General features: G+C 42.6%; 23 protein-coding genes and 1 tRNA gene. 5 read left to right on the top strand and 19 right to left on the bottom strand.

Annotated elements, in window-relative coordinates:
- Together LDK34_RS10595 and LDK34_RS10590 are read left to right on the top strand one after the other, a co-directional pair.
- On the top strand, positions 1-902 hold a 902-nt coding region (locus LDK34_RS10595), incomplete at its 5' end, for an SGNH/GDSL hydrolase family protein (RefSeq protein WP_236941825.1).
- Positions 903-1,327: 425 nt separating this feature from the next.
- On the top strand, positions 1,328-2,455 hold the full coding sequence (locus tag LDK34_RS10590; RefSeq protein WP_236941824.1) for a tyrosine-type recombinase/integrase: 1,128 nt from the start codon (positions 1,328-1,330) through the stop codon (positions 2,453-2,455).
- A gap of 138 nt (positions 2,456-2,593) precedes the next feature.
- Here LDK34_RS10590 and LDK34_RS10585 read toward each other — a convergent pair.
- A tRNA-Arg gene (locus LDK34_RS10585) sits at positions 2,594-2,667 on the bottom strand.
- Positions 2,668-3,134: 467 nt separating this feature from the next.
- Between LDK34_RS10585 and LDK34_RS10580 the strand changes: the two genes are divergently transcribed.
- Positions 3,135-3,809: a TetR/AcrR family transcriptional regulator gene (locus LDK34_RS10580; protein WP_178942606.1), complete on the top strand. Its 675-nt coding sequence runs from the start codon at positions 3,135-3,137 to the stop codon at positions 3,807-3,809.
- A 96-nt stretch (positions 3,810-3,905) separates the two neighbouring features.
- Here the strand turns inward: LDK34_RS10580 and LDK34_RS10575 are convergent, their stop codons facing one another.
- From LDK34_RS10575 to LDK34_RS10545, 7 genes are all read right to left on the bottom strand, one after another.
- On the bottom strand, positions 3,906-4,445 hold the full coding sequence (locus LDK34_RS10575; RefSeq protein WP_178942607.1) for a dUTPase: 540 nt from the start codon (positions 4,443-4,445) through the stop codon (positions 3,906-3,908).
- Positions 4,446-4,467: 22 nt separating this feature from the next.
- Positions 4,468-5,595 (bottom strand): hypothetical protein, encoded by a 1,128-nt coding sequence (locus LDK34_RS10570; RefSeq protein ID WP_178942608.1) that lies wholly within the window; start codon positions 5,593-5,595, stop codon positions 4,468-4,470.
- Complete coding sequence (locus LDK34_RS10565) at positions 5,585-6,577, bottom strand: hypothetical protein (protein ID WP_017261750.1); 993 nt, start codon at positions 6,575-6,577, stop codon at positions 5,585-5,587. Before LDK34_RS10565 ends, LDK34_RS10570 begins: the two co-directional genes overlap by 11 nt.
- Before the next feature lie 275 nt (positions 6,578-6,852).
- The gene (gene glnA / locus LDK34_RS10560) at positions 6,853-8,193 is read right to left on the bottom strand and encodes a type I glutamate--ammonia ligase (protein WP_236941823.1); all 1,341 of its coding nucleotides are present in this window, start codon (positions 8,191-8,193) and stop codon (positions 6,853-6,855) included.
- 60 nt (positions 8,194-8,253) lie between these two features.
- Positions 8,254-8,628: a MerR family transcriptional regulator gene (locus tag LDK34_RS10555; RefSeq protein WP_178942610.1), complete on the bottom strand. Its 375-nt coding sequence runs from the start codon at positions 8,626-8,628 to the stop codon at positions 8,254-8,256.
- Positions 8,629-8,779: 151 nt separating this feature from the next.
- A complete protein-coding gene (gene miaA / locus LDK34_RS10550) occupies positions 8,780-9,703 on the bottom strand; it encodes a tRNA (adenosine(37)-N6)-dimethylallyltransferase MiaA (RefSeq protein WP_236941822.1) in 924 nt (307 codons plus the stop codon).
- Complete coding sequence (locus LDK34_RS10545) at positions 9,700-10,476, bottom strand: glycerophosphodiester phosphodiesterase (protein ID WP_178942612.1); 777 nt, start codon at positions 10,474-10,476, stop codon at positions 9,700-9,702. Before LDK34_RS10545 ends, miaA begins: the two co-directional genes overlap by 4 nt.
- A 105-nt stretch (positions 10,477-10,581) precedes the next feature.
- Here LDK34_RS10545 and LDK34_RS10540 point away from each other — a divergent pair, with 105 nt between their 5' ends.
- Positions 10,582-10,758 carry a DUF3042 family protein gene (locus LDK34_RS10540; protein WP_017261745.1) on the top strand — a complete coding sequence of 59 codons (177 nt, stop codon included), beginning with the start codon at positions 10,582-10,584 and terminating at the stop codon, positions 10,756-10,758.
- 107 nt (positions 10,759-10,865) lie between these two features.
- Here the strand turns inward: LDK34_RS10540 and LDK34_RS10535 are convergent, their stop codons facing one another.
- The 6 genes from LDK34_RS10535 to LDK34_RS10510 all read right to left on the bottom strand — a co-directional run bounded on the left by LDK34_RS10535 (position 10,866) and on the right by LDK34_RS10510 (position 15,285).
- The gene (locus LDK34_RS10535) at positions 10,866-11,279 is read right to left on the bottom strand and encodes a rhodanese-like domain-containing protein (protein ID WP_225439093.1); all 414 of its coding nucleotides are present in this window, start codon (positions 11,277-11,279) and stop codon (positions 10,866-10,868) included.
- Positions 11,280-11,340: 61 nt separating this feature from the next.
- Positions 11,341-11,583: a YqgQ family protein gene (locus tag LDK34_RS10530; RefSeq protein ID WP_178942613.1), complete on the bottom strand. Its 243-nt coding sequence runs from the start codon at positions 11,581-11,583 to the stop codon at positions 11,341-11,343.
- 39 nt (positions 11,584-11,622) lie between these two features.
- Positions 11,623-12,318 carry a rhomboid family intramembrane serine protease gene (locus tag LDK34_RS10525; RefSeq protein ID WP_236941821.1) on the bottom strand — a complete coding sequence of 232 codons (696 nt, stop codon included), beginning with the start codon at positions 12,316-12,318 and terminating at the stop codon, positions 11,623-11,625.
- Entirely contained in the window at positions 12,318-12,872 is a 555-nt protein-coding gene (locus LDK34_RS10520; RefSeq protein WP_178943466.1) for a 5-formyltetrahydrofolate cyclo-ligase, read from the bottom strand. The genes LDK34_RS10525 and LDK34_RS10520 overlap by 1 nt, the downstream gene beginning before the upstream one ends.
- Positions 12,873-12,961: 89 nt before the next feature.
- Positions 12,962-13,111, bottom strand: a complete 150-nt coding sequence (gene rpmG / locus LDK34_RS10515) for a 50S ribosomal protein L33 (RefSeq protein WP_081495844.1) — start codon at positions 13,109-13,111, stop codon at positions 12,962-12,964.
- Between the two features lie 98 nt (positions 13,112-13,209).
- The gene (locus tag LDK34_RS10510) at positions 13,210-15,285 is read right to left on the bottom strand and encodes a peptidoglycan D,D-transpeptidase FtsI family protein (RefSeq protein WP_017261740.1); all 2,076 of its coding nucleotides are present in this window, start codon (positions 15,283-15,285) and stop codon (positions 13,210-13,212) included.
- A 170-nt stretch (positions 15,286-15,455) separates the two neighbouring features.
- Here LDK34_RS10510 and LDK34_RS10505 point away from each other — a divergent pair, with 170 nt between their 5' ends.
- Positions 15,456-18,095 carry a YfhO family protein gene (locus tag LDK34_RS10505; protein ID WP_236941820.1) on the top strand — a complete coding sequence of 880 codons (2,640 nt, stop codon included), beginning with the start codon at positions 15,456-15,458 and terminating at the stop codon, positions 18,093-18,095.
- 145 nt (positions 18,096-18,240) lie between these two features.
- Here the strand turns inward: LDK34_RS10505 and LDK34_RS10500 are convergent, their stop codons facing one another.
- The 5 genes from LDK34_RS10500 to mltG form a co-directional block, all read right to left on the bottom strand.
- The gene (locus LDK34_RS10500; RefSeq protein WP_178942617.1) at positions 18,241-18,558 is read right to left on the bottom strand and encodes a HesB/YadR/YfhF family protein; all 318 of its coding nucleotides are present in this window, start codon (positions 18,556-18,558) and stop codon (positions 18,241-18,243) included.
- Positions 18,559-18,672: 114 nt separating this feature from the next.
- Positions 18,673-19,674: a lipid II:glycine glycyltransferase FemX gene (locus tag LDK34_RS10495; RefSeq protein WP_178942618.1), complete on the bottom strand. Its 1,002-nt coding sequence runs from the start codon at positions 19,672-19,674 to the stop codon at positions 18,673-18,675.
- 228 nt (positions 19,675-19,902) lie between these two features.
- Positions 19,903-20,388, bottom strand: a complete 486-nt coding sequence (greA, locus tag LDK34_RS10490) for a transcription elongation factor GreA (protein WP_017261736.1) — start codon at positions 20,386-20,388, stop codon at positions 19,903-19,905.
- 185 nt (positions 20,389-20,573) lie between these two features.
- A complete protein-coding gene (udk, locus tag LDK34_RS10485; protein WP_178914931.1) occupies positions 20,574-21,251 on the bottom strand; it encodes a uridine kinase in 678 nt (225 codons plus the stop codon).
- Between the two features lie 20 nt (positions 21,252-21,271).
- The gene (mltG, locus tag LDK34_RS10480; RefSeq protein ID WP_161001373.1) at positions 21,272-22,390 is read right to left on the bottom strand and encodes an endolytic transglycosylase MltG; all 1,119 of its coding nucleotides are present in this window, start codon (positions 22,388-22,390) and stop codon (positions 21,272-21,274) included.
- Between the last annotated feature and the right edge of the window lie 131 nt (positions 22,391-22,521).

Genomic DNA, 22,521 nt, shown 5'->3' with positions numbered 1-22,521 from the left:
ACTACCTTGATGGTAATGGTGCAATGTTAACTGGTTGGCAATACATCAACGGTAAATGGTATTTATTCAATAGATATGGATCAATGTTTACCGGTTGGCAATACTATAACGGATACTGGTACTACCTAAACCCATCTGGTGACACTCAAACTGGCTGGATGATTCTAAACAAAGATTGGTATTACTTCAACCAATATGGATCAATGTGGAATAGATCAACTACCATTAATGGAAAAAATTATGTTTTTAATTCTATGGGTGTTCTTCAATCTTACGATGAACAGAATAGTGCAAACAACATCAAGAATGCATTTAGCTATTTGGCAACTCTGGGAGATTCAGTTACTGAAGGATACAATGGTACTACCGTTGTCCGATTTCCAATCGCAAACATTTTAAATCAGAGCTCTGGCCTAAAAACTATTAACCTAGGCATTGGTGGTGGGACAATCACTAACACAACTTACAAAGACTTACAAACAGTCGTTGCGAATACTGATTTTTCTCAATTTGATGCGGCAACTATTGCTTATGGAATCAACGACCTAGATGGCATGCAAACAACTCTCCCAGATGTTGAAGAAAAATTAACAGAAGAAGTTACAAAGATTCGTGAAAAAAATCCTAGAATAAGACTTTTTGGAATTCTGCCATCATACGCGGTTACGAATCAGGCAGTTTATGGTGGCCCAGGTGGTTATAATTACGATCAACTATGTGATGGTCTAGCAACCACTTATAAGGAACTTAAAATTCCATCATTAGACTGGAGAACAGACCCAGTTGTGACTGCATCAAATGCAAATCAAACTACTGGAGATCATTGGATTCATCCAACTCAAACCACTTACTACCAAATGGCTCTGCAAATTCAAAATTTCATTTCACAGAATACTTTTTAAAAAGCACACCCTTTCGGATGTGCAACACAGACCCGTAGCTCAGTCGGTTAGAGCACTTAATTATAATTGCGAGGTGGTTGGTTCGAGTCCACCGGGTCTATTGGTAGCAGTGTCTCTCTCCCTTGAGATCATTGAACGCCCCTTTGGCTGCTACCGGTTTCTGTGACAGATCATCATCAAACGTGCAACTCGTTTGGCAGAAATTTGCACAAATAAAAAACACACCCTCATCCCCGACCAAAGTTTTGAGAGTGTGCGACATGTAAAGACTCAATGAGTCTTATTTTGGTGGAGCGCTTATGTCTCCGCGATGTTTTTATTATATCACTGAAAGGAGTGATGCCGAAAGTACCAACCTACCCTAACCGCTATTAGGGTAACTGAATCTGCCATGGTTGACCTGTCTTCACAAAGGAGACAATAAAATGGCAAAACCTAAAAAACTAGCCAACGGACGGTGGCAAATCCGCCCACGTTACAAAGACATCGTTACCGGTGAATGGATCGGTGGCAAGAAGACATTCGACACTGCGGTCGAAGCTCGTGCATATGAAGCGCAAGTTATCGCAGACGCAAATATGGGTCACAGTAGTAAGGCCGTTACGTTAGGCAAGTATTATACACATTGGCTTGAATTGTATAAGAAGCCATTTGTAGAAAAACGTACAATTTCTCGCATAGAAGTTGACATGAAGCACGCTCTCACCTTTTTCACCTCCGGTAAGCAGCTAGATATGATCACTAAAGCAAACTATCAGTTGTGGCTCAATACAGAGGCAAGAACGCACTCACACGAGACTGTGAGGACGATGCACACAACGTTTAAGTCAATGATGGAGAACGCTGTCGACGAAGGCATCATCTTGCGCAACCCTTGTGTAGGTGCTCGTTTTACTGGTGTCACACGCAAGTTGAAGCATCCTAAGCAAACTGTGTTAGATATTCATGATTATAAATTACTGCTCAATCAAATATTGCAGTCACCAGACTGTGCCTCTAAGTATGCGTGCATCGTTCAAGCGTTCACTGGCATGCGAATTGGTGAGCTACTTGGCCTCACATGGTCGAAGATTAACGCATCAGAACACAAGATTCTCATTGATGGTCAATACGATTACATGGAGAACACAGGTCGGATTCATCTAAAGGACCACACCAGACCACGAGAAATCACCGTAGAGGCTTCCCTCTTTGATTATCTGAATGATTACCGTCATTGGCAACAAACGTCCGTATACGGCTCTAAGGTCGTTCCTATGAGTCAGTATCTTTTTATTGGCGATGACGGTCTACCGATCACACCGAATGCGGTCAACAAGTTTCTTGACCATCAATGTCAAAAAGCTGGTGTAACTCGTATTACATCACATGCTTGGCGACGCACGCAGGCAACAATGATGAGACTCGCGAAATTAGACGATAAATTTATTGCAGGTTTTCTCGGCCATACTGTCGAAACTTTAGAAAAATATTATGTAAAAGAGACTGACGACCTCAAACGAGAAAATCAAACGCTCAGGCAAGCATTTCTAGCTGATCAGGGAATCATCTGATATTGGTCACGAAAAAGTCACGAAAGGACACGAAAAGGTCACGAAACTCGTGACCTTTAACAATATGCTAATCGACTACAAATGCCGATATCTCAACGATAACAACGGTTAATCACATACTAACCGATGATACAAAAATGCAACAGGTGGGGTTCGAACCCACGACCCTCGGTTTAGAAGACCGATGCTCTATCCAACTGAGCTACTGTTGCAAAACTTAACCTTATTAGTATAAAAAATGGAATCGACAGTGTCAATTTAAGTTTAGAAGATTATTCAATATAATTGCCAAGCAACCAGTTGCTCTTGCACACATTGTCCAAGTAATAAAATCAAATTTGGTCACGTATAGTGCTGATACAAAAATAAAGACGATCACCGAAGTGACCGCCTGGAATGATCCCAAACGGATAAGTTCGGGACTAGAACAGTGTATCACAGTCAGAACCACAAAGAAAAGGACAAACCGTTTTTTAAATCTCTAAATTTCTTGAACTACACATGCCGGCCACAAAACATAAGCTAAAAGATCACTATACTGCACAAATGTATTCGCTTGCAAGAATGTGTAATATAGTCTATTTATCTGTTGACGAAGCGCTTTCATTTCTTATATAATAGGCTTTGTAAACATTTATCAGAGTGCTGTCTAATAAATTGAGCAACTTGGGGGTGCATCATGGTTAAACATTTGGACCCTCGGGTGATTAAAACGCGGTCAAGTTTAAAAACTGCCCTAATCAGTCTGATGCAACAATACAAAATTGAAAATATCAGTGTTCAAAAGATCACTGAAACTGCGCACATTACTCGAGGAACATTTTATTTACATTATAAAGACAAGCGAGATTTCATTTCACGTGCCATGACCGAAATTTTGGATGACTTTTTCGATGCCGTCATTGATGACGGCACTGATAGTTTACCAGAGCATTACGCCTTTCTGAACGGTCATGCAGTAAATGTCTTTTACTTAAACAACGCCTTTAACTACATTGAAAAAGACGCTCAGATGTTCAACGTTTTGTTGAATACACAGGAAAATGGGTTATTTGAACATGAATTATATGCTCGAATGACTGGCTATCTAAATCGTTTCTATGATCAGATGAAACCGGCGTTTGCTGACATCGGCGTACCAATCAATATTCAAATTGCCTTTACAGTATCTGCTTATGTTGGCTTAATCAAAAATTGGCTCATTGAAGGCATGATTTATACACCACATTATATGACAGGATCAGTTCATAAAATGATTTCGCTCGTGAGCGCCAGCTCTCCAAAAACAGTTACGTTTACCAACTTTTTTTATTCAGATCCGCAGTTATTGACTCGTCAAACTAATAACTGGTAGGCGTGAGCGTGCTAACGAACACGAAATAAGGCTTAACGTTGGGGTTTTATCCCCAACGTTAAGCCTTATTTTGATTGCTATATTGTCACGAAAAGACTAATAGTCATCAGCCTGACGTTTTAAATTTTTCTCGCGCTTTGCTTGATAAGCTTCCTGAATTTCATCTTGCGTGAAACCAAAACCACGCAAACCCATTGTTAAGAATAAGTGCCACGCATGGCCAAAATCGCCCTGACGATGTTCTTTTAAACTGGATAAAATCATACTGTTAATGGCCAAATAGGTCTTGGTTAGATTAAGATCTGGTCCCTTTGTCAGCTTAGTCAATTCGTCAGGCGTTAAGACTGTTAAATGTGTCCATTGCTGTTTATGGAAAATCAACAAGAAGAAATCCAATGCATCGACATATTCTTCTAACAGCGTCTGATGGGACGTTTGACCAGGATTACTTTTGCCGCGGTGCGTTTTCCACACCTTAAACCATTCACTCGTATTCGCAATCTCGGCCAGCTCGACGTCTAAGGCTAAATATGCGTTCTGTAGACTATCCTCACGCGACCATTGTAATTGCTTTGCATCATGTACTTGTTGATCAAACTCAATGCATTCGCGCAAGAGCATCGCTAAATCTAACATTGTAATTCCCCTAACCTGTCTATTAAGCAAAAATTAACGGATCGGACTGAATCTCTAAATCATCGCGATTAGCTAAGTACCATTGACGAATGAAATCATAATTCAACAACACTGCCATCAAAGAAATTTGGTTCTTAGGATCCGTCGTGGTGATGACCCACTTAGGTGCTGTCTGCGTGCCAGCGTCCGCAATACCAAAGACAAGATCATCTTCTAAGTCAATGATAGCGCCATTGCCTGCGGGGGCATTTTGTAGCATATAATGACTGTCAGCCGAGGCCACGAAGAGCTTGTCCACTGTACCTGCTGGTAATGCTGGATGTTTTGTTTGATATTCCGCATTATTGTCAGTTTCTAACAAGTTATAGTCAGCCGTAAAGTGATAATCACGCTGTAAATCCTTGGCAAACGTAATGAGCGTATCAATTGCAGCCATCTTCTTGTCTGCTGGTTGATCAGCTAACGCCACCGCAAATAGGTCAGTAAATGCTTTGCTGTTGAACCGAATTTGCTGACGTTCCAGGTTCATATAGAACAAGTGGAGACCGGAAGCCTTATCTGTGAAGAAGGCACCTCCATTGCGACCACCAACCAATACAAACTTAAAGTCAGGTTGTGTGCCTAACGCGTCAAACGTAACGCTTAATTCTTCATGATCAGCCGCACTGGTGAGAATTAACCCTTTTTCTTCGTGAATCTCCAGTAAGCGACTCATAAAGAGCAAATAATAGTCGGAAGCCGTGTATTGGTGTGGAAAAGTTACAAACGCGGTATCCATTTTAAAATCAAATAAATGCGTAGCCGAATCTAACAATTCATCAGTATCTTGCGTCTCAGTCAGTTGATCCAAGTACTTAGTGAACTGAATGCCGTTTTGCAAACCATCTTTTATGTTGTTGTTGTAGATTCTAAAACGTTGACTTGGCGTTAATGTATCTACCTTTGTCTCTTTGCTGGTGCCAGACTCAGCTTCTTTTTTGGCCGCACTGACAGCTACAGAATCTGTAGTTGCTTCCGAATCAGTCTTGGAAGATTGTTGCTGCTTAGTTGCCGTTGATACAGTCTGATCAGAATGGACATCTTTGGCCGTGCTTGCTTCAGTAGATTCAGCACTAGCTGACGTCAAATCTCTTTTATCATCACTTGTCATCTGAAGTCACCTCACTAGTTGCTGAATTGCTTGCGCTCTCTGCGTTAGCAGCAAGTGCACTATCCTGAGAACGAATTTCACTGGATGGCATTTTTTCATCCGGGTCAGCTTGCCCTGCTTCAATTGCCCGACCAATTAGATGACTGATATAGTCAACATATAAGCTAGCATTACGATCTTTAAACGTTGCAAAGTCACCAAACACTTTGCGAATCGCTTGCTTTTCGTAGCTTAGAATCGTGTCTTCCTTGGACAAAACTAACGACTCATCTTCGTTGGCTTTCATCCCTTTATAAGCGTTGTTTGCCTGATCATCCTCGTCAGCAAGCTTCGTCAACTGATCCAAAATATCTTGACGTTCAGCCTTCGAATGACCGCCGTTAAACAACGTGCGCGATTCCCCAACTTCTTTAAGTTGTGAACGTAATTTTTCTTTTTGCAAATCTCGTTGTTCTTGGTTCTTGACCAGTTCCTGCAATTCTTGACTTTGCCGAGCAATGTCTTTGATGCGGTCCGAATTGTAGTTTTTGCCCTCTGATTCAAGTGCAAACGACTGTGTCAATTTTTCATACTCTTCGCTGTCAAAAATGAATTGTGCGTTTAAAACGTCTAATTCACCAAACTGGCGTCGATCCCACCAGTTCCCAAAGAATACATTGAATTTGCCGTTTTCCGGTTCTTCAAAATAAAAGAATGGGTATGTGTGCTTTAAATAAGCAATAAGCTCCGCACTCAAATAATGACTGAGTTCAGGGTGTATATCATCGACCAAACGTGCTAATTGGTTGCCTTCCGTCTGTTTATTGCCCCTAATCAACGTGTTGTAACGTTGTGGGTCAACTAATTCGTAGACCCGACGATCATTAAAATCATTAATGGCGCCGGTTAATTCATCCAAATAACGTGACTTTTGTCCGAGTTTACCAGACAACTCAGGACGTACATTACGTGATCCGACTTTTTTCGTTTGTGGATTATCCATGCCGTCTTACCCCTTGTTCACTAAATTCATACACTTATATCGTACACTACTGCCATCATGTCGACAATCGCCCCGGCAGTGTTGCAAACGTTTTCTTAACATTTAAATTTAGAATTTTTTAGACAAAAAGCCGTGATGAATATCCGCAGTCGACTTTCAGCTAAAAAGCGACGCTATTCATCACGGTTAAATGTTTATTTATTTTACTATAACTTGATGACTGATTAACCTAAACTTAAGAGCACATTGTCGCGCCAAGAAACAGCCCTCAAATATTAATATTGTTCCAGATACTGATCACGTTCCCACTTAGTGACAGACTGACGATACGATGCCCATTCCAGCTTTTTGGCTTCAATAAAGCTTTGGAATAAATGATCGCCTAAAGCCGCCTTCATGACGGGATCACTTTGCAGAGCTTTGGTGGCATTGTGTAAATTGTCTGGCAAATTGCTAATGTGGTTAGTATCACGCTCTTTTTCGTCCATTGAATAGATGTTGCGATCGACAGAATCGTTTGGCGTCATCCCATTACGAATGCCATCCAAACCGGCTTCCAACATCGCAGCTATGGCAAGATATGGATTGGCAGCAGGATCAACTGAACGCAACTCTAAACGTGTCGAATTGCCACGTGCACTGGGCACACGAACCAGTGGTGAACGGTTGGAACCTGACCAGGCTACATAAACTGGGGCTTCGAAACCTGGCACCAGACGTTTGTAGGAGTTCACGATTGGATTTACAACAGCAGTTAGATTACGGGCATGAGCCAGCAGTCCACCAAGAAAATGATAAGCGGTTTCGCTGAGTTCCAATTCACCGTCAGCATCGTAAAACGCATTGCCCTTAGCGGTTGATAATGACATATTCATATGCATGCCTGACCCATTGATACCTTCAAGTGGCTTGGGCATAAAGGTGGCAAACAGTCCGTACTTTCTTGCAATTGTTTTAACCACGAGTTTAAACGTTTGAATATTGTCGGCCGCCTCCAGTGCATCAGCATACTTGAAGTCGATTTCATGCTGACCAGGTGCAACTTCATGATGGGCAGCTTCGACTTCAAAGCCCATTTTTTCGAGTTCAAGGACAATGTCACGACGGCAATTCTCGCCAAGGTCCATTGGCTCCAAATCAAAATAGCTTCCCTTGTCATTTAACTTCAATGTTGGCTCGCCATTCTCATCCATCTTAAACAGGAAGAATTCTGGTTCTGGGCCAATGTTGAAAGACGTAAAACCAGCGGCTTTCATCTCATCAACGACACGAATCAAGTTGTTACGCGGGTCACCTTCGAATGGTTTTCCGTCCGTCGTATAAACTTCACAAATCACTCGGGCTACCCGACCATGCTCACTGCCCCACGGAAAAACCATCCACGTCGACAGGTCTGGGTGAAGATACATATCACTTTCTTCGATTCTAACGAAGCCATCGATGGATGAACCGTCAAACATTAACTTATTATCTAACAACTTGTCCAATTGACTCGTCGGCACTTCAACGTTCTTAATTGAACCCATCAGATCAGTAAACATTAATCGTAAAAACTCCACGTGCTCCGTCTTAACCAATTCACGAATTTCATCCTTCGTGTATGTCTTCTTTGCCATGCTCCTGCCTATCCTTTCGACTAACCTCGATTGCCAACTGTTGTTGCTAAAGAAAAGCGCTTATAAGCGTTGCTGAAGACCAGACTGTGGCGGCCGCATCCCTGCTAACTGTTGCATTTCAGCCTCAAGTAAATGACGTGCACGTTCGTCTGACAACCGTTTCGATTCCAATTGTGTAGACTCAACCTGATGTGTCTTTGCATACAAACGGCGCATTGTCGCAAAGTCCATCCCGCTTGCCAGACCATCCTTCACTTCCAGCAAACGGTCCACATCATTCAATGAATAACGCCGACGATTGCCCTCATTCCGTGCTGGATGAACTAACGCCTGTGTCTCATAATACCGGATCTGTCGTGCTGAAAGGTCAGTCAGCGCCATTACCGTACTCATCGGTAAAATTGCCAATGACCGACGCAACTGTTTTTCCGCCATCAGTCAGCCTCCCAAAAACTCACAAACATTTGAACAACTGCATCATCCCACCGCAAAGTATTAAAGTCAATCTTTCATGTCATAAGTTCTGACACGAAAGATTGACTTTAATTTAAAAACAACAAAATTGAGTCATATCAGTCTTGTGCAATCAATTAATTTGGTTTGCCAACCACGCTTGCGTCTGCCTTTCTATAGCCTCAAGTTCCTCAGGCTGCTGGATCAAATCATACCAGTTAACTGGTAATTGATGACGGAACCATGTTAACTGCCGTTTGGCATAATGACGAGAGTTTTGTTTCAATATACCCACCGCCTGGTCTAACGATTCTGTTTTGCGAAAATAGGGAAACAGTTCTTTATAGCCGATACCGCGGCCAGCCTGCAGGTGTTCACCGCCCTGTTCAAAAAGCCAGTGCGCCTCATCCAACAAGCCAGCTTGTAGCATCAAATCAACCCGTTTATTAATCCGCTCGTACAATACCGCTCGATCCGTATTTAAACCAACGATGAACGCATCATACCGATTCGGATGGTCTGTTTGAATCTCAATGGACTTTCCGGTTGTCTCAAAGACTTCCAGTGCCCGGATCACGCGGCGAACATTGCCAGCAGGAATCTTGCTAGCGGCGATTTCATCCCGCTGTTTGAGCTGGTCCCAAACCCACTGATTGCCATGTTCAACAGCCAATGTCTGCCAGTGATCACGAAATTGCTGATTTGCCGGTGTTCCCAGTTGTAGCCCCGTTAGCAATGCTTGTAAATAAAAGCCGGTCCCGCCAACAATCATTGGCAGATGACCGCGCGCAGTGATTTCAGAGATAAGCGTGGCGGCACGTTCAACAAACATTGCTACCGTGAAAGAATCCTGAACGTCACATTCATTAATCAAAAAGTGTGGTACCCCTTGGCGTTCTTCAGCAGTCACTTTAGCCGTGCCAATGTCAAGATGACGGTATACCTGCATTGAATCACCGGAAATAATCTCCCCGTTAAATTTTTTCGCCAGTGTGATGGATAAATCTGTTTTACCCACAGCCGTTGGACCAACAATCATTAATACCTTTGGTTTCATTTTCTATTTTCCTTTGATTCACGTTTTGGAAATTCATTTGTTGAATAAACTGATCGTAACATTTGGGAAAGCTCAAGTTCATCTGTAATAACAGCGGCCACACCTAGCTGGAAACATTTTTTGAGTAATGATGATTGATTAACCGTCCATACTCTAACAATGGCCCGATTATTGAAAATCCATCTCTTATCCATAAACAGCCACCACCACTTAAGGTGCACGCTGGTTACTGACTCCCCACAATGAGTAAGTCTCACAACTGGCATCGGCCAACGCGTTAATAGAGCCGTTTCAACGACGGGTAAGGCATGATGAAAAACTGCGAGTAACTGATAGCTAAAACTAGACACCACTATGGCCGATAGTAACGTCGGAAAACTGGCTAACACGTCGGCTAAATGTTGTGCTACCAATGCACTGCCATTTTTTGGGACCTTAATTTCTAAATTGAGAACGCCGTGAAAAGCTTGTTTTTCTAAATAATCCAAGAGTTCGACCAGTGTCGGTATTCTGATGTCAGATTTATGGCCGTAAAACCGCCAGCCTGCGTCTAAGTGTTGAATTGTCGTCAACCGTAGCCGACTAATTTCACCAGTGCCATTTGTTGTCCGATCAACACGGCTATCATGACACAAAATCAGCTTGTGATCTGCCGTTTCCTGAACATCAGTTTCGAGGCCATCAGCACCACTGCTCAAGGCTGCTTTAAACGCAGCCATTGTATTTTCAGGATGTTGACGGGCAAGACCGCGATGAGCGATAATCAGTGTCACCGAAATGTACCCCCTTTCACTGGACGTTACGGTTAAAAAAAGACATAATAAACGTGTAGTTTAAATCGCATCTTGATTATTATAAAAAATTGAGGAGGTCAAACCATGAAGAAATTTACACAAGGATTTTTATTAGGCACATTAGCAACTATTGGTGCTGTAGCCGCTGGTGTTTTTTCATTCCACAAAACCGTTGTTTCACCTATTGAGGACGAAGAACAACGCGTGGATGACAATCGTCGACGGGCTGTCCGTAAATCCCGTTCATCTCACCTCAACTAGTAGTTTCGCATATTCCAATTTATTTTACACAAAAAATCGGTATCCATCATGCATTCGTTTGAATTCATGATGGATACCGATTTTTTAATAACTTAAATGCACCAAATCTAATACTTGCTAGCTTTCGTTTTACCTTCCCAGTGGCCATAGCCATCCGTCAAGATAAAAATCTGTTTGTAACCATTGCGAGCTAAACGAAGGGCTGCCCGTGTGCTCAACGCCTTACCTTCATCGTAAAGATAAACCGGTAAGTCGTCACGAATTTCTTTATAACGTTGACTAAAGGTTGAATAAGGCACACTGCGGGCGCCAAGAATGTGGCCAGAATCAAAGTCCTTTTTTTCACGAACATCGATAATTTGTGCTTTACGCATTCCTGCCTGAAATTCTTCCTGTGTTAACAACGTTGAAACCTGCCGACGTTTAATAACTAGATAAACACGCCATCCAATCCAACCGAACACAATCAACAGGCCAACAACGTCAAAAATTATTTCTCCTACAGAAGCAGCAACTAACACGAACAATCCCTCCATCTTCTAAACTCAATACTCACATTGTACACATTTGTTCAAACAGTGCCTAGTGCTCATTAGTCTTTTTTGATTTTTGCTCTTCAATTCGGTGTTCATGTGTCAACACCACTTTCGCTTGTAGCCACGTTGGTTTGTCAATGGCGTTCATCCGGTACAAATTATCCAGCTCCAGTGTCATGACTTCAATATCCCACATTCGTTTGCCCACATAGACATAGATGCCGAATGCCTTTAACACCTGCTGAACATCGTACAACGTGCGTAATGATTTCGGATTGTCCCGATACATAAATTTTGCCTCACTTTTGACGATTTCAACTCATCCAGATTAAAACAAACGAATGAGTCCAAAGTTTGCAACAACCACACCAATTAGGCCAACCACACGCAGCCAGCGTGAAACGGCTGGATTGTTATAACGCTTTGGGACACTCAGCAAGAAGGCCACGGCAATTCCGCCAATCAACCCACCAATGTGCCCCCAGATATCAATACCAACGGCAAAGATATCAAACACCAAGTTAACGACCACTAAGATTGAGAATTGCCGAGCAATTGCATGAATCGCGGGATTATTTTGTTCAATGACGTCTAATGCGATAAACGCACCAAACAGACCAAAAATGGCTGTGCTAGCGCCTGCAGACAATCCTGCCGGATGAAAGAACATACTCCAAACATTACCGGTAAAACCACTGACTAAGTAAATAACCAACGTCCGCCAATGACCAAACGTCATCTCCACATAACGACCCAAAAAATAAAGCGTAATCATGTTCAGCGCAATATGCTCAAACGTGACGTGAATAAACATTGGTGTAATTAACCGCCACCATTCACCAGCTTGAACGGCGGTTCCAGACAATGCGCCTGATTGATCCAGCGATTGGACAGAAAATGGACTCGCCAATGAAATGCCCTGAATGCCAAACTCAAACAGCATCCACAAAAAAACGAGTACATTGATGATAATTAGTCCGACTGTTACGGGTGACCCTCGCCGTATGCGTTGCCAAACGTTCATTAATCTGCCTCCTTGAGCGAAATGATTTGTTTTATCTTTATATCAAAAGAATCGGCTGTCCACGTCCGTTTACGAAAACGTTGTGGTGACAGCGCTAAGCTGACTGTTTCACCTTTAAACGCAGCTAAATAACGATCATAATAGCCAGCCCCAAAGCCAATACGACTACCATCATCAGCAAAGGCAACGCCGGGCACAACGATTAAATCCATCTGATTAGGGTCAATGCTCCGACCCCCAACAGGTTCCTGAATGCCAAATGCAGACGCCTCAAAAGAAACACCCGCCCCTAACGTAATGAACGTCATCTGACGATGTGGGCGTGTTTTAGGCACACTAACCTGTTTGCCAGCTGCCAACGCCTGAGCAATTAACGGACGCGTATCTAACTCAACTGCTGCACTCATGGTTAAGCCGATTGATTTAGCATCTTGCCAAATTGAACTCCCAACCAGCCCATCGATGAGTTGTTGGCTTTCAGCCGCCTTATCCGCCGGCACCATTCTGTCCAATGCATTAATTACGTTTTTTCTGATTACATCTTTTGTTTGCATCATGCACCTCCATCAGCGGATAATGATTGCGATTATTTTCTATTGAAAACAAAAAAGCGCCCGAGGAAATCCCAGGCGCTAATTAGTCATTACTTAGTTTCACGGTGCAAAGTGACTTTGCGATCGTGAGGGCAGTACTTGTTTAATTCGATCCGGTCTGGATTGTTGCGCCGATTCTTTGATGACAAGTATGTTTGCCGACCACATTCGGTGCATTCTAAGGTAATGTGTACGCGCATCTTTAACCCTCCACTCTGCTTGAAATTGGCGAAGACGCCTCAACTCGAACAATTTTATCATTTTTATTCATTGTTGACCAGTATTTTCTGACAATTGATTATTTAAATCCGTCAGAACTTTGAATATCTTTCCAGTACAAATTATAAATGTCAGCTGCAATATCCTGGTTGACAAGATATGAAGCAGTTTCTTCCGGCAATCCAGGAACCGCAACAGCAACAGCAACTTGTGGATTATCTGTTGGTGCAAAACTAATGATACTGGAAGTAACAGTCTGCTTACCGTTAACAAATGTTTCGGCAGTCCCCGTTTTGGCAGCAATCCCAGGCTTCAATTTAGTTAGCACTTCAGCCCCAGTTTTATGTGCTGAGGAACCGTTAACCACTTGCCACATCCCTTGTTTAATAATCTTCTTGGCATCAGCACTTGCTGAAACGTAGTTCAATGCCTTTGGATGAGCCTGATATTCAACGTTTCCTAATCCACCATTCTTGTCAGTTCCACGTATTTGTGAGACTAAGTATGGCTGCATCCGATAACCACCATTAGCCAGCGTTGACACGTACTGAGCTAATTGTAACGTTGTGTACGCGTCATAGTTACCAAACGCTTCAACTAAGGCTGATCCAATGTTGGCACGACCAGACAGCCCCTTTAAACCTGCCGACTCACCTGGTAGGTCAATCCCCGTCTTAACACCCAGTCCATACTGACTGAAATTATTTCTAAGCGTCTGGAACATTGTGCTTGGTAACCCATTGATGGATTCACCTTGCGAATATTTGAAACCAACCATCTTCATCGCAACCTGAACGGCATAAGAGTTAGAGGATTCTTCTAGTGCCAGTGCAGCATCCATCGGGAAAGCACCGTTTTGGTTCCAGTCAGTCGTAATTTTCGACGTCCCTGTCAGAATAATCGGTTGATCAACCAGTGTATTGTTCGACGGCGTAATGGCGCCACTCTCGAAACCACCAGTCAACATAGCGGGCTTAACAACAGACCCCATAACGATTGGTTGGTTAATTGCACCTAATGCATCAGTTGTCACTTTGCCAGTGTTTGGATCACGGGAATCACCGCCCATTGCTAGCACAGCCCCCGTTTGGGGATTCATGACCACTGCATAAGCACCCTGACAAGTGCCACTTGGCAAGCGTTTATCAATGACTTTTTGAACATCATCCTGGAATTTAGAATTAACCGTCAAGACCAAATTAGAACCCTTGGCACCGGCGTATTCTTTGGTTTCCTTAGTGATTTTGCTATTATTGCTAACTTCCACCGACGTTCTGGACTTAGTTCCGCGAAGAATTGGCTCGTAAGCTTTCTCCAAGTAACTCGACCCAACAGAATCGTTACGTGAGTAACCCTGTGAGAGCAACTCATTAACCTCATCAGCCGGCAACCCTTGCTTTTCAGTCGTGACAGTCCCTACGAAACTTTTGACGGAATTCCCTGCAGGGTACGACCGCGACCAACTGGTTGCCGTTTTTACGCCGGGCATATCAGACATGTGTTCACCGATTTGCGACACTTCCGTGGGCGTTACGTCCGTCTCTTTAATGTAAGTCGTGGACAAGGCATAGGCACCATTCATCTTGGTGAAAATCGTGGCAGCGTTTTTCTGACTGTCAGACAGTTCAGGCTTGTGTTTGGCCACGTAATCCTGTTGAGCGGCCTGCAAAGCAGTTGTGCTCATGGAACTAGCCTTAGGAATTTTAGCAGTGACTGCCGCACTGTGTTTGCTATCCGCCAAATAATAAATCGCTGCCTGACGATCTGTTAATGTATTCGTCGGCACCGTCAGATAATCGCCAAGCTTGTTCGCCACTTTGTACATATCCTCAGCAGTAACATTGATTCCCTTGGTATAACTGATAGCCTGATGGGCTTCATTGCCGACTAACACTTTACCTGTTGAATCGTAGATCATCCCACGTTGCACATTGTTGGTTTCAATCGTATTATCCGTACGGTTAATTTCTGCCTTAAACATTGAACCTTTTTTCAACTGTAAATAAGCCATTTGAAAGGCCAAGGCTGCTAACAAAAGAAACACAATGACCAGCAGTAAATTTAACCGAAACGGAATCCGCGTCGTTTGATCATCGTGATTGGTTTGCGTTTTTCTGCGCTGAATAAACTTATTAAACACTGAATCCTCAACCATCCTTATCTAATTCATAATTGCACATCTTTTAACACGATATACGTAAAATTTCGGCAAAGCACTTTGCCAGTCGAAAAGTATCGTCTATCATTGTATAGGAAGTTATCAAAAAGCTAAAGTGGCCAAGCCAAACTTTACTTTTTTTTGAGAGAAAGGAATCCGCTAAAACAATGATCAAACACTTCATCAACAAAACATGGCCATTATTACTGAGCTTTCTTGTGCCCAGTCTTTTCATGTTAATTTATTTTGCCAGCCGCGGCATGGCACCGTTTGGCCGTAGTTCTTTATTAACTGTTGACATGGGGCAACAATACATCGATTTTTTTGCGTTCTTTAGAAATACGTTGCTACATCACCCTGGTAGTTTCTTTTATAGTTTTAGTAAAGCCCTCGGCGGAGAAACAACCAGCTTATGGGCTTACTATTTAATGAGTCCGTTTAACTTATTGCTGCTCCCCTTTAGCAAAGGTGGCCTTTCAACCGGCGTTCTCATAATGACCGTTGCCAAATACGGTTGTGCGGGTCTCAGCTTGGGCTGGGTATTAAACCGGTTGCAGATTCAATCTGGTTGGCGGTTACCCATGTTTGGTACCATATATGCTCTGTCTGGTTGGACCATTGCCAATCAACTTAACCTTATGTGGTTAGATGCACTGATTGTTTTGCCATTAGTTGTTTATGGTCTTGAGTGTCTCATTAAGCACCAGCGTTGGCTGCCATACGTAAGTTGGCTAGCAGTAGCCTTCATCGTGAACTATTACATGGCTTACATGATTAGTTTGCTCACCATTTTGTACTTCATCTTTAGTGTTGTTTGGCATTGGCAATCATGGCATCGCCTGCTCATTAATGGTTTACAGTACGTTGGCGCCTCCGTATTAGCCGGTGGCATCGCAGCATTTATCCTGCTTCCCACATATTTCGCGTTACAGCTAAGTAAGGCAAGTTACACCCTCACTAAATTTAAATGGACATGGGATTATGCGCCATTAAAAATGTTGGGCAAACTTTATCCAGGCGGTTTTAATTTTGCTCAAATGCCTAAGGGACAACCTAATTTATTTGTCGGCGCTGCCGTTCTTATCCTAGTCGTTGCTTTTTTCATAGAAGGCAAATTTCACTGGTCAGTTAAGCTAGTAGCCAGCCTCATCACAATTTTCTTTGTCCTCTCTGTTTCATTCACACCGTTAAATTTATTATGGCATGCGGGGCAGTTCCCAATTTGGTATCCTTACCGTTTTTCATTTATCGTTAGTTTCTGGCTTATTTGGCTAGCAGCCATAACGTGGCGTCCGGAAAAGCACCTCAATTGGTGGTCAATTGGCGTTACAGCCTTGCTTTTAGTCGCAACCGATACCTACGTCTTTACAAACAGTCATCGGTTAAACTTCATCACGACAGGCCAAATCATCACCGGCACTGTCATGATGCTGATTGCACTTATTTGTTTGTCGCCATTGGCACACCGGTTCCACTGGTTACTCTATCTAATTTCTCTGCTGACGCTCGCTGACATGGGCACTAACGCGGTTTTATCACTCAATAAAATTAGCTATGTACCGCAGAACCAGTTTGCAATCTATACCAATATTCTCGATCAGACCAGCCAAGGGACAAAGAAATTGAATTCTGGTTTGTACCGTGTTGGCACCACCTTTCAACGGACAAAAGATGATCCCATGCAAGGCGATTACTTCAGTGGCTCACATTTTGGATCAACGCTAGAGCGTAAAACAACGGGATTCTACGATCTGACAGGTAATCCTGATGGCGATGGTTTCGTCACATACGCTAACGGAACCGAATTTATGGACGCATTACTAAATATGAAATATTTCTGGAGCGTCAATGACATTCCTCTTGTTGGTCATCATTCAGAATACAAATACTTACCAACGTTAACTCGTAAGCCAGATCTTCACGACTACTCAGCTGCCAAGCAATTGCCACAGACAACCATTTATCAAAATCCCAATAGTTTAGGAATGGGATTCATGGCGGCTAAACAAACGCTTAACATCAAGCAAATTATTCATGATCCTATGACTAATCAAAATCAATTATGGAATGCTTTATTAGGCCAATCCTCGCAAACAAAGTTATTCACGGCCGCCAATTTCAACGGTGTAACGTTTACCAACACAAACCGTCTGACCAATATCACCGGGTCTACCTTGACCAAAATCAAGCCGCGGAAACCTGCGCAAATGACCTTGACCTTCACGCCACAAACTGACGACGCTTACTATTTATCGCTTGGTGCTAATTTACAAAAGGATAACGTTAAAATGCTGTTGAATGGTCAACCGCTGGCACAGTATCAAACATTCCGAAATACAGTTTTGGTCAATATCGCAAATCAACAAAAAGATGAACCACAAAAAATCACGTTTGTCCTCAAAAAAAATGCTCTCTGGCTTCAAAATGTCACTTTGTACCAATTGCCGCAGCAATCATTTCAAACGGGAATTAAGCAATTGCAACAACATCCCCTGAAAGTTACGGACTGGGGACAAACGCACGTTAGCGGACATGTCATTGCTACTCATAAACAACCGGTTCTAATGACAAGCATTCCTGCTCAAGACGGCTGGCAAGCATTCGTTGACGGTCATCGTGTCAGCACCCATACAATCGCCGACGAGTTTATTGCATTACGACTCGCACCTGGTCCTCATCACATTACCCTTCGTTATCGAACACCTTACCTTGGTGCCGGCATTTTCATCTCGTTAGTTAGTCTCGCTGTCTTAGGTGCTAGCGAATGGCTAAAGCGTCGCCGCGATAACGATGAGTTCGTCAAATGAGGGGCCCAGCCATCTAACTGTTTCGTTATTATAGTCATCAATACTAAAAGCGTTCTGCTTTTTCCGTTTGGAAAAGGCAGAACGCTTTTTAATTCTCATCATTTTAAGCTAAGCAACAGCATCATTACTCTTAATCTCAAGTAGCCTACTGTAACCGTGAATCATGTTCTTGCGCAACATATTCATATTTAGGTTCATCATTTTTCTCGTCAAAATCAATGACAAAATCGTAACCAGCGAAAAACCACGCATCACCATAATTCACAAAATACTTAATCCCATCTTTTTCAGTCTCGCCAACTGGTCGATCAGGATCTTTATCCGGTACCATTGCCATTGAAAAACCATCATGAATCGGTGTTTTACCATAAACCTTACCGTAAAACTTCATCCCATCACCTGGTTTTAGACCAACTTCGTCTTGAAACCATTTGCTGGCAGCGTCTGTAACTGTAATTTGCATACGTGGGCCTCCACTCTAATGAATTCGCTTTCATGCGTATACTTTAGCACAAATGAAGTGGAAAACCAATGAATACATTCCTGTGAAACGTTGATGTGACAGCCTTCACAAGTACTAACGGTTAACAAACTTTTGGTAGGCCTGCTCGTCATAAACTTTGTCAATTTCACCAATATATTCAGTGGCTTCGCGCACATAACCGTGCTTAAACAGCCACAAACCGTCACTCTTGTCTAATGCAAAGACGCCGCCTAGATCATAACGGTCCTTATGTGCATCAACGGCTTCGTTGATCATCGCCCACTGAATTCGGTATGGTGCAAGTAACTTCGGTTCTTCATTAATACTACCACCGTACATATACCAGAGCTTATCACCATACTTGAACGCTAATGAACCGGCTAAATCTTGCGTTTCAGAATGGGCAACGAAGATGCGTAAAATATCAGTGCCTTCGAAGGCCGTTACCATTCGATCAAAATAATCTCGCGGACGGTAGGTGATTCCTTGTCGGTGACTCATTGCCTCATAAAGCGCGTAGAATCGGTCCATTTCTGCCATGCTGCTACCAGAATCTACCGTTAATTCAGGCTTGATTGAGTGACGCACATCGTGACGTGTATTTGGCCGAAATGTCATTAACACATCATCAATACTTTTATCTTTTAAATCCATCACCATGTTAAACCGCGGCTGAATTGTATCATGCATGCCGACATTACGATTTCTTACTTGGTAACCGTGTTGTTTAAACGTATCGTTTAGGGCATCGTCGTAAACAACTTCAGGGTCCATCCGTAAGACATACACATTGTTCTCTCGTAAGGCAGGCTCTGCTTCTGCTACCAATGCATCGATAGTCTCAACATCCGTTGGATCACAAACCGGTCCTTTTGAACAATAGGCGAGCTTTTCACCGTCTTCATTTGCAATCATTAAGATAGACATCGCCGCTGTAATCTTGCCGTCCTTCTCAAGGGTGACATGTAACGGTTCCCAGTTGTTCTTAATTTCTCCCCAACCTGGATCCTGTGTAATTGAAGTAAAGGGTGCGCGTCGCACAAATTCCGTGTAACGCGTCATTGCATCATGATCTTGTTCATTGATAATCGGCATGTTGTCGTTCCTTTCAAAATTAACTAATTGGTGTAAACCTGTTCATTATTTTACCGTATTTAAGGTATGACGACAAACAGCGGACGGCTACCTTAAGGTAATCAAAAGAAGCTGCGAAATCACCAAGCAGTATCACCGATAAAAACTAAACGGCGATACAACCTGATTTTTCACAGCCTCTGAGATAGGCCTTGTTCAGTGTTAATGACGCTAAGTACTACTAAAAACTTATTCAGCGTTCTTAACGGATAAAATTGAAACCTTCATTGACCCAGCAGGAATTTTAATTTCTACTTCGTCCCCAACTTTGTGACCAATCAAACTGCGAGCGATTGGCGAATCGTTAGAAATCTTGCCGCTCATTGGGTCAGCCTCGGCAGCACCGACAATAGTGTAACTTTCTGGTTCTTCATCAGGCAGTTCCTTAAAGCTGACCAATTTACCAATTGAAACTTCATCAGCAGCCACTGCGTTACTGTCAATGATTTCAGCATTGTGTAACATTGTTTCAACCAATGAAATTCGGCTTTCAATGTTAGATTGTTCATCCTTGGCAGATTCATATTCAGAGTTTTCCGACAAATCACCGAAACCACGCGCAATCTTAATACGTTCAATAATCTGCGGACGGGTTACTGTTTTTAAATTTTCTAATTCTTTTTCTAGTTTAGCTTTACCCTCTTCAGTCATTGGGTATGTTTTTTCTTCAGCCATAGTTAGAGGCTCCTTTGTAACTAATTTCGACAGTCACAAGGTTACCATGTGATCTACACCTTGTAAACGGCTTCCTGTAAAAAAACGCACATTCTCCGATTGAATTATGTAAATCACAACCTCAAAAGACAAAAAAACGGCAAATCCAGATAGAGTTCCTGTCTTTGCCGTTTAAGGTGAACTATTTATGCTTCTTTATGATTGGCCTGCTTAAACAGGTTATCCTTACCGTCACGCGCCAAAATGTCACGAATCTTCGTTGACAGAAGATCAATGGCGACTGTGTTTTCGCCACCTTCAGGAACGATAATATCAGCATAACGCTTAGTTGGTTCCACGAATTCGTGATACATCGGTTTAACCGTTGCTAAATACTGTTTAATAACAGTATCCAATGTCCGACCTCGCTCATTTATATCACGTTGAATCCGTCGAATGATCCGAATGTCATCGTCCGTATCCACGTAGACCTTAATATCCATTAAGTCACGCAGACGCGGATCGTCAAGAATCAAAATACCTTCTAAAATAATCACGTCACGTGGTTCCTGCCGAACAGTTTCGGCACTGCGTGTTGATTCTTTATAATCATAAACCGGCTTGTCAATGGCTTGATAGTGAATCAACTGATCAAGCTGCTTAATAAGAAGATCATTGTCATACGCTAACGGATGGTCATAATTAACTGCTTTTCTTTCGGCCATGGTCATTTCAGCTTGGTCATTGTAGTAAGAATCCTGTTGCATGATCAGAATTGAATGGCCGGCAAGCTGGTTATAGATTGCCCGGCTAACTGTCGTTTTACCACTACCAGACCCGCCGGTAACACCAATTACAATTGGCCGTTTTGTCTGCTCTGTCATCACTGATGCCCTCTTGCTCATTATTTTTGTTTATTATTATCGTTTTGATACTTTTGCGTGTATGCATTTTGTTCGTCCAACGTCTTGGAGAAATGAATCTTACCTGTCTTCATATTAGCTACAAAGTACAAGTAATCTTGATCTTCATCAGTTGGCTGAGCAATAGCTTTAATAGCATATATCCCAGGGTTATTAAATGGTCCTGGTCCGTAACCAGTATTGGCATACAAATTATAAGGCGAATCAACCTTTAAATCTGCCAGTGACAAGTTAGGTTTATGCGTCTGCAAAGCGTATTGAACGGATACATCTGATTGTAACGGCATCTTGGCCTTAATCCGGTTGAAGAATACGCCAGCCACTTTCTGCATATCACTTGGCGTATTAGCTTCCTTCTGAGCCAATGAAGCGAGTGTCATGGCCTGCTGTACGGTCAAATTTTCTTGCTGGAATTCGGACAAGTATGGTTGAATGCGTTGATTAGTAGCGGCAACCATTTGTTCAACTAGTCCCTTTAAATTCTTTGGTTTCTTAGTATCATATACGGCTGGAAACAAATAACCTTCCAAATGGTAACGAACATCTGAAGCCGACATCGTCGATGACAACAGATCTGGATAAAGCTTTTGAAGACCATTCAAGAAATCTTGATCCTTCATCAAGTTTAGGAAATCCTGCTTTGTATACTTAGAATGCTTTGGCAAAGATGCTGCAATCTGATCAACAGATTCACCTTCGGTAATAAGAAGTGAATTTTTAGATGTTGTAATAAGTGGTGTGTCTGACCCAACACCATTCAATTGCTTAGCCACTTGTTTGACATCCATATTCTTTGTCACAACGAAATAACCGGCCTTGAAGTCTGCCAGATTATGATCAGCAATATACTTGTTAAAAGTTGATGCGCTCTTGATGGCACCAGCTTTTTGCAATTCAGAGGCAACTTGATCTGAAGTTGCTCCTTGCTGAACTTCGATTTGAACTTTCTTGTGACTCTTCGGATCAACGGCCTTCAAGTTATTGGTGTAAGTCATATTGCGGCCAACGACCACGCCAACAATAATGAGCACGATCGCAATGAAGATACCAATTAACCAGTAACGGCCGGCATGTGACCGGCGACGCCTGCGACGTTGCATAATATTAAGTTCCCCCTCTTAAAAAATCATCTTTTACATTGTAGCGAAAAACAGACTGCAACACCACATTTCACATAGCAATGACATCTTTTTGACACATTTGCTAATCACAAATTGCTTTTTTGCGGTCA

The sequence above is a fragment of the Furfurilactobacillus milii genome (genome assembly GCF_021654115.1).
Classification (GTDB): domain Bacteria; phylum Bacillota; class Bacilli; order Lactobacillales; family Lactobacillaceae; genus Furfurilactobacillus; species Furfurilactobacillus milii.
This window is presented reverse-complemented; position numbering and strand designations above follow the sequence as displayed.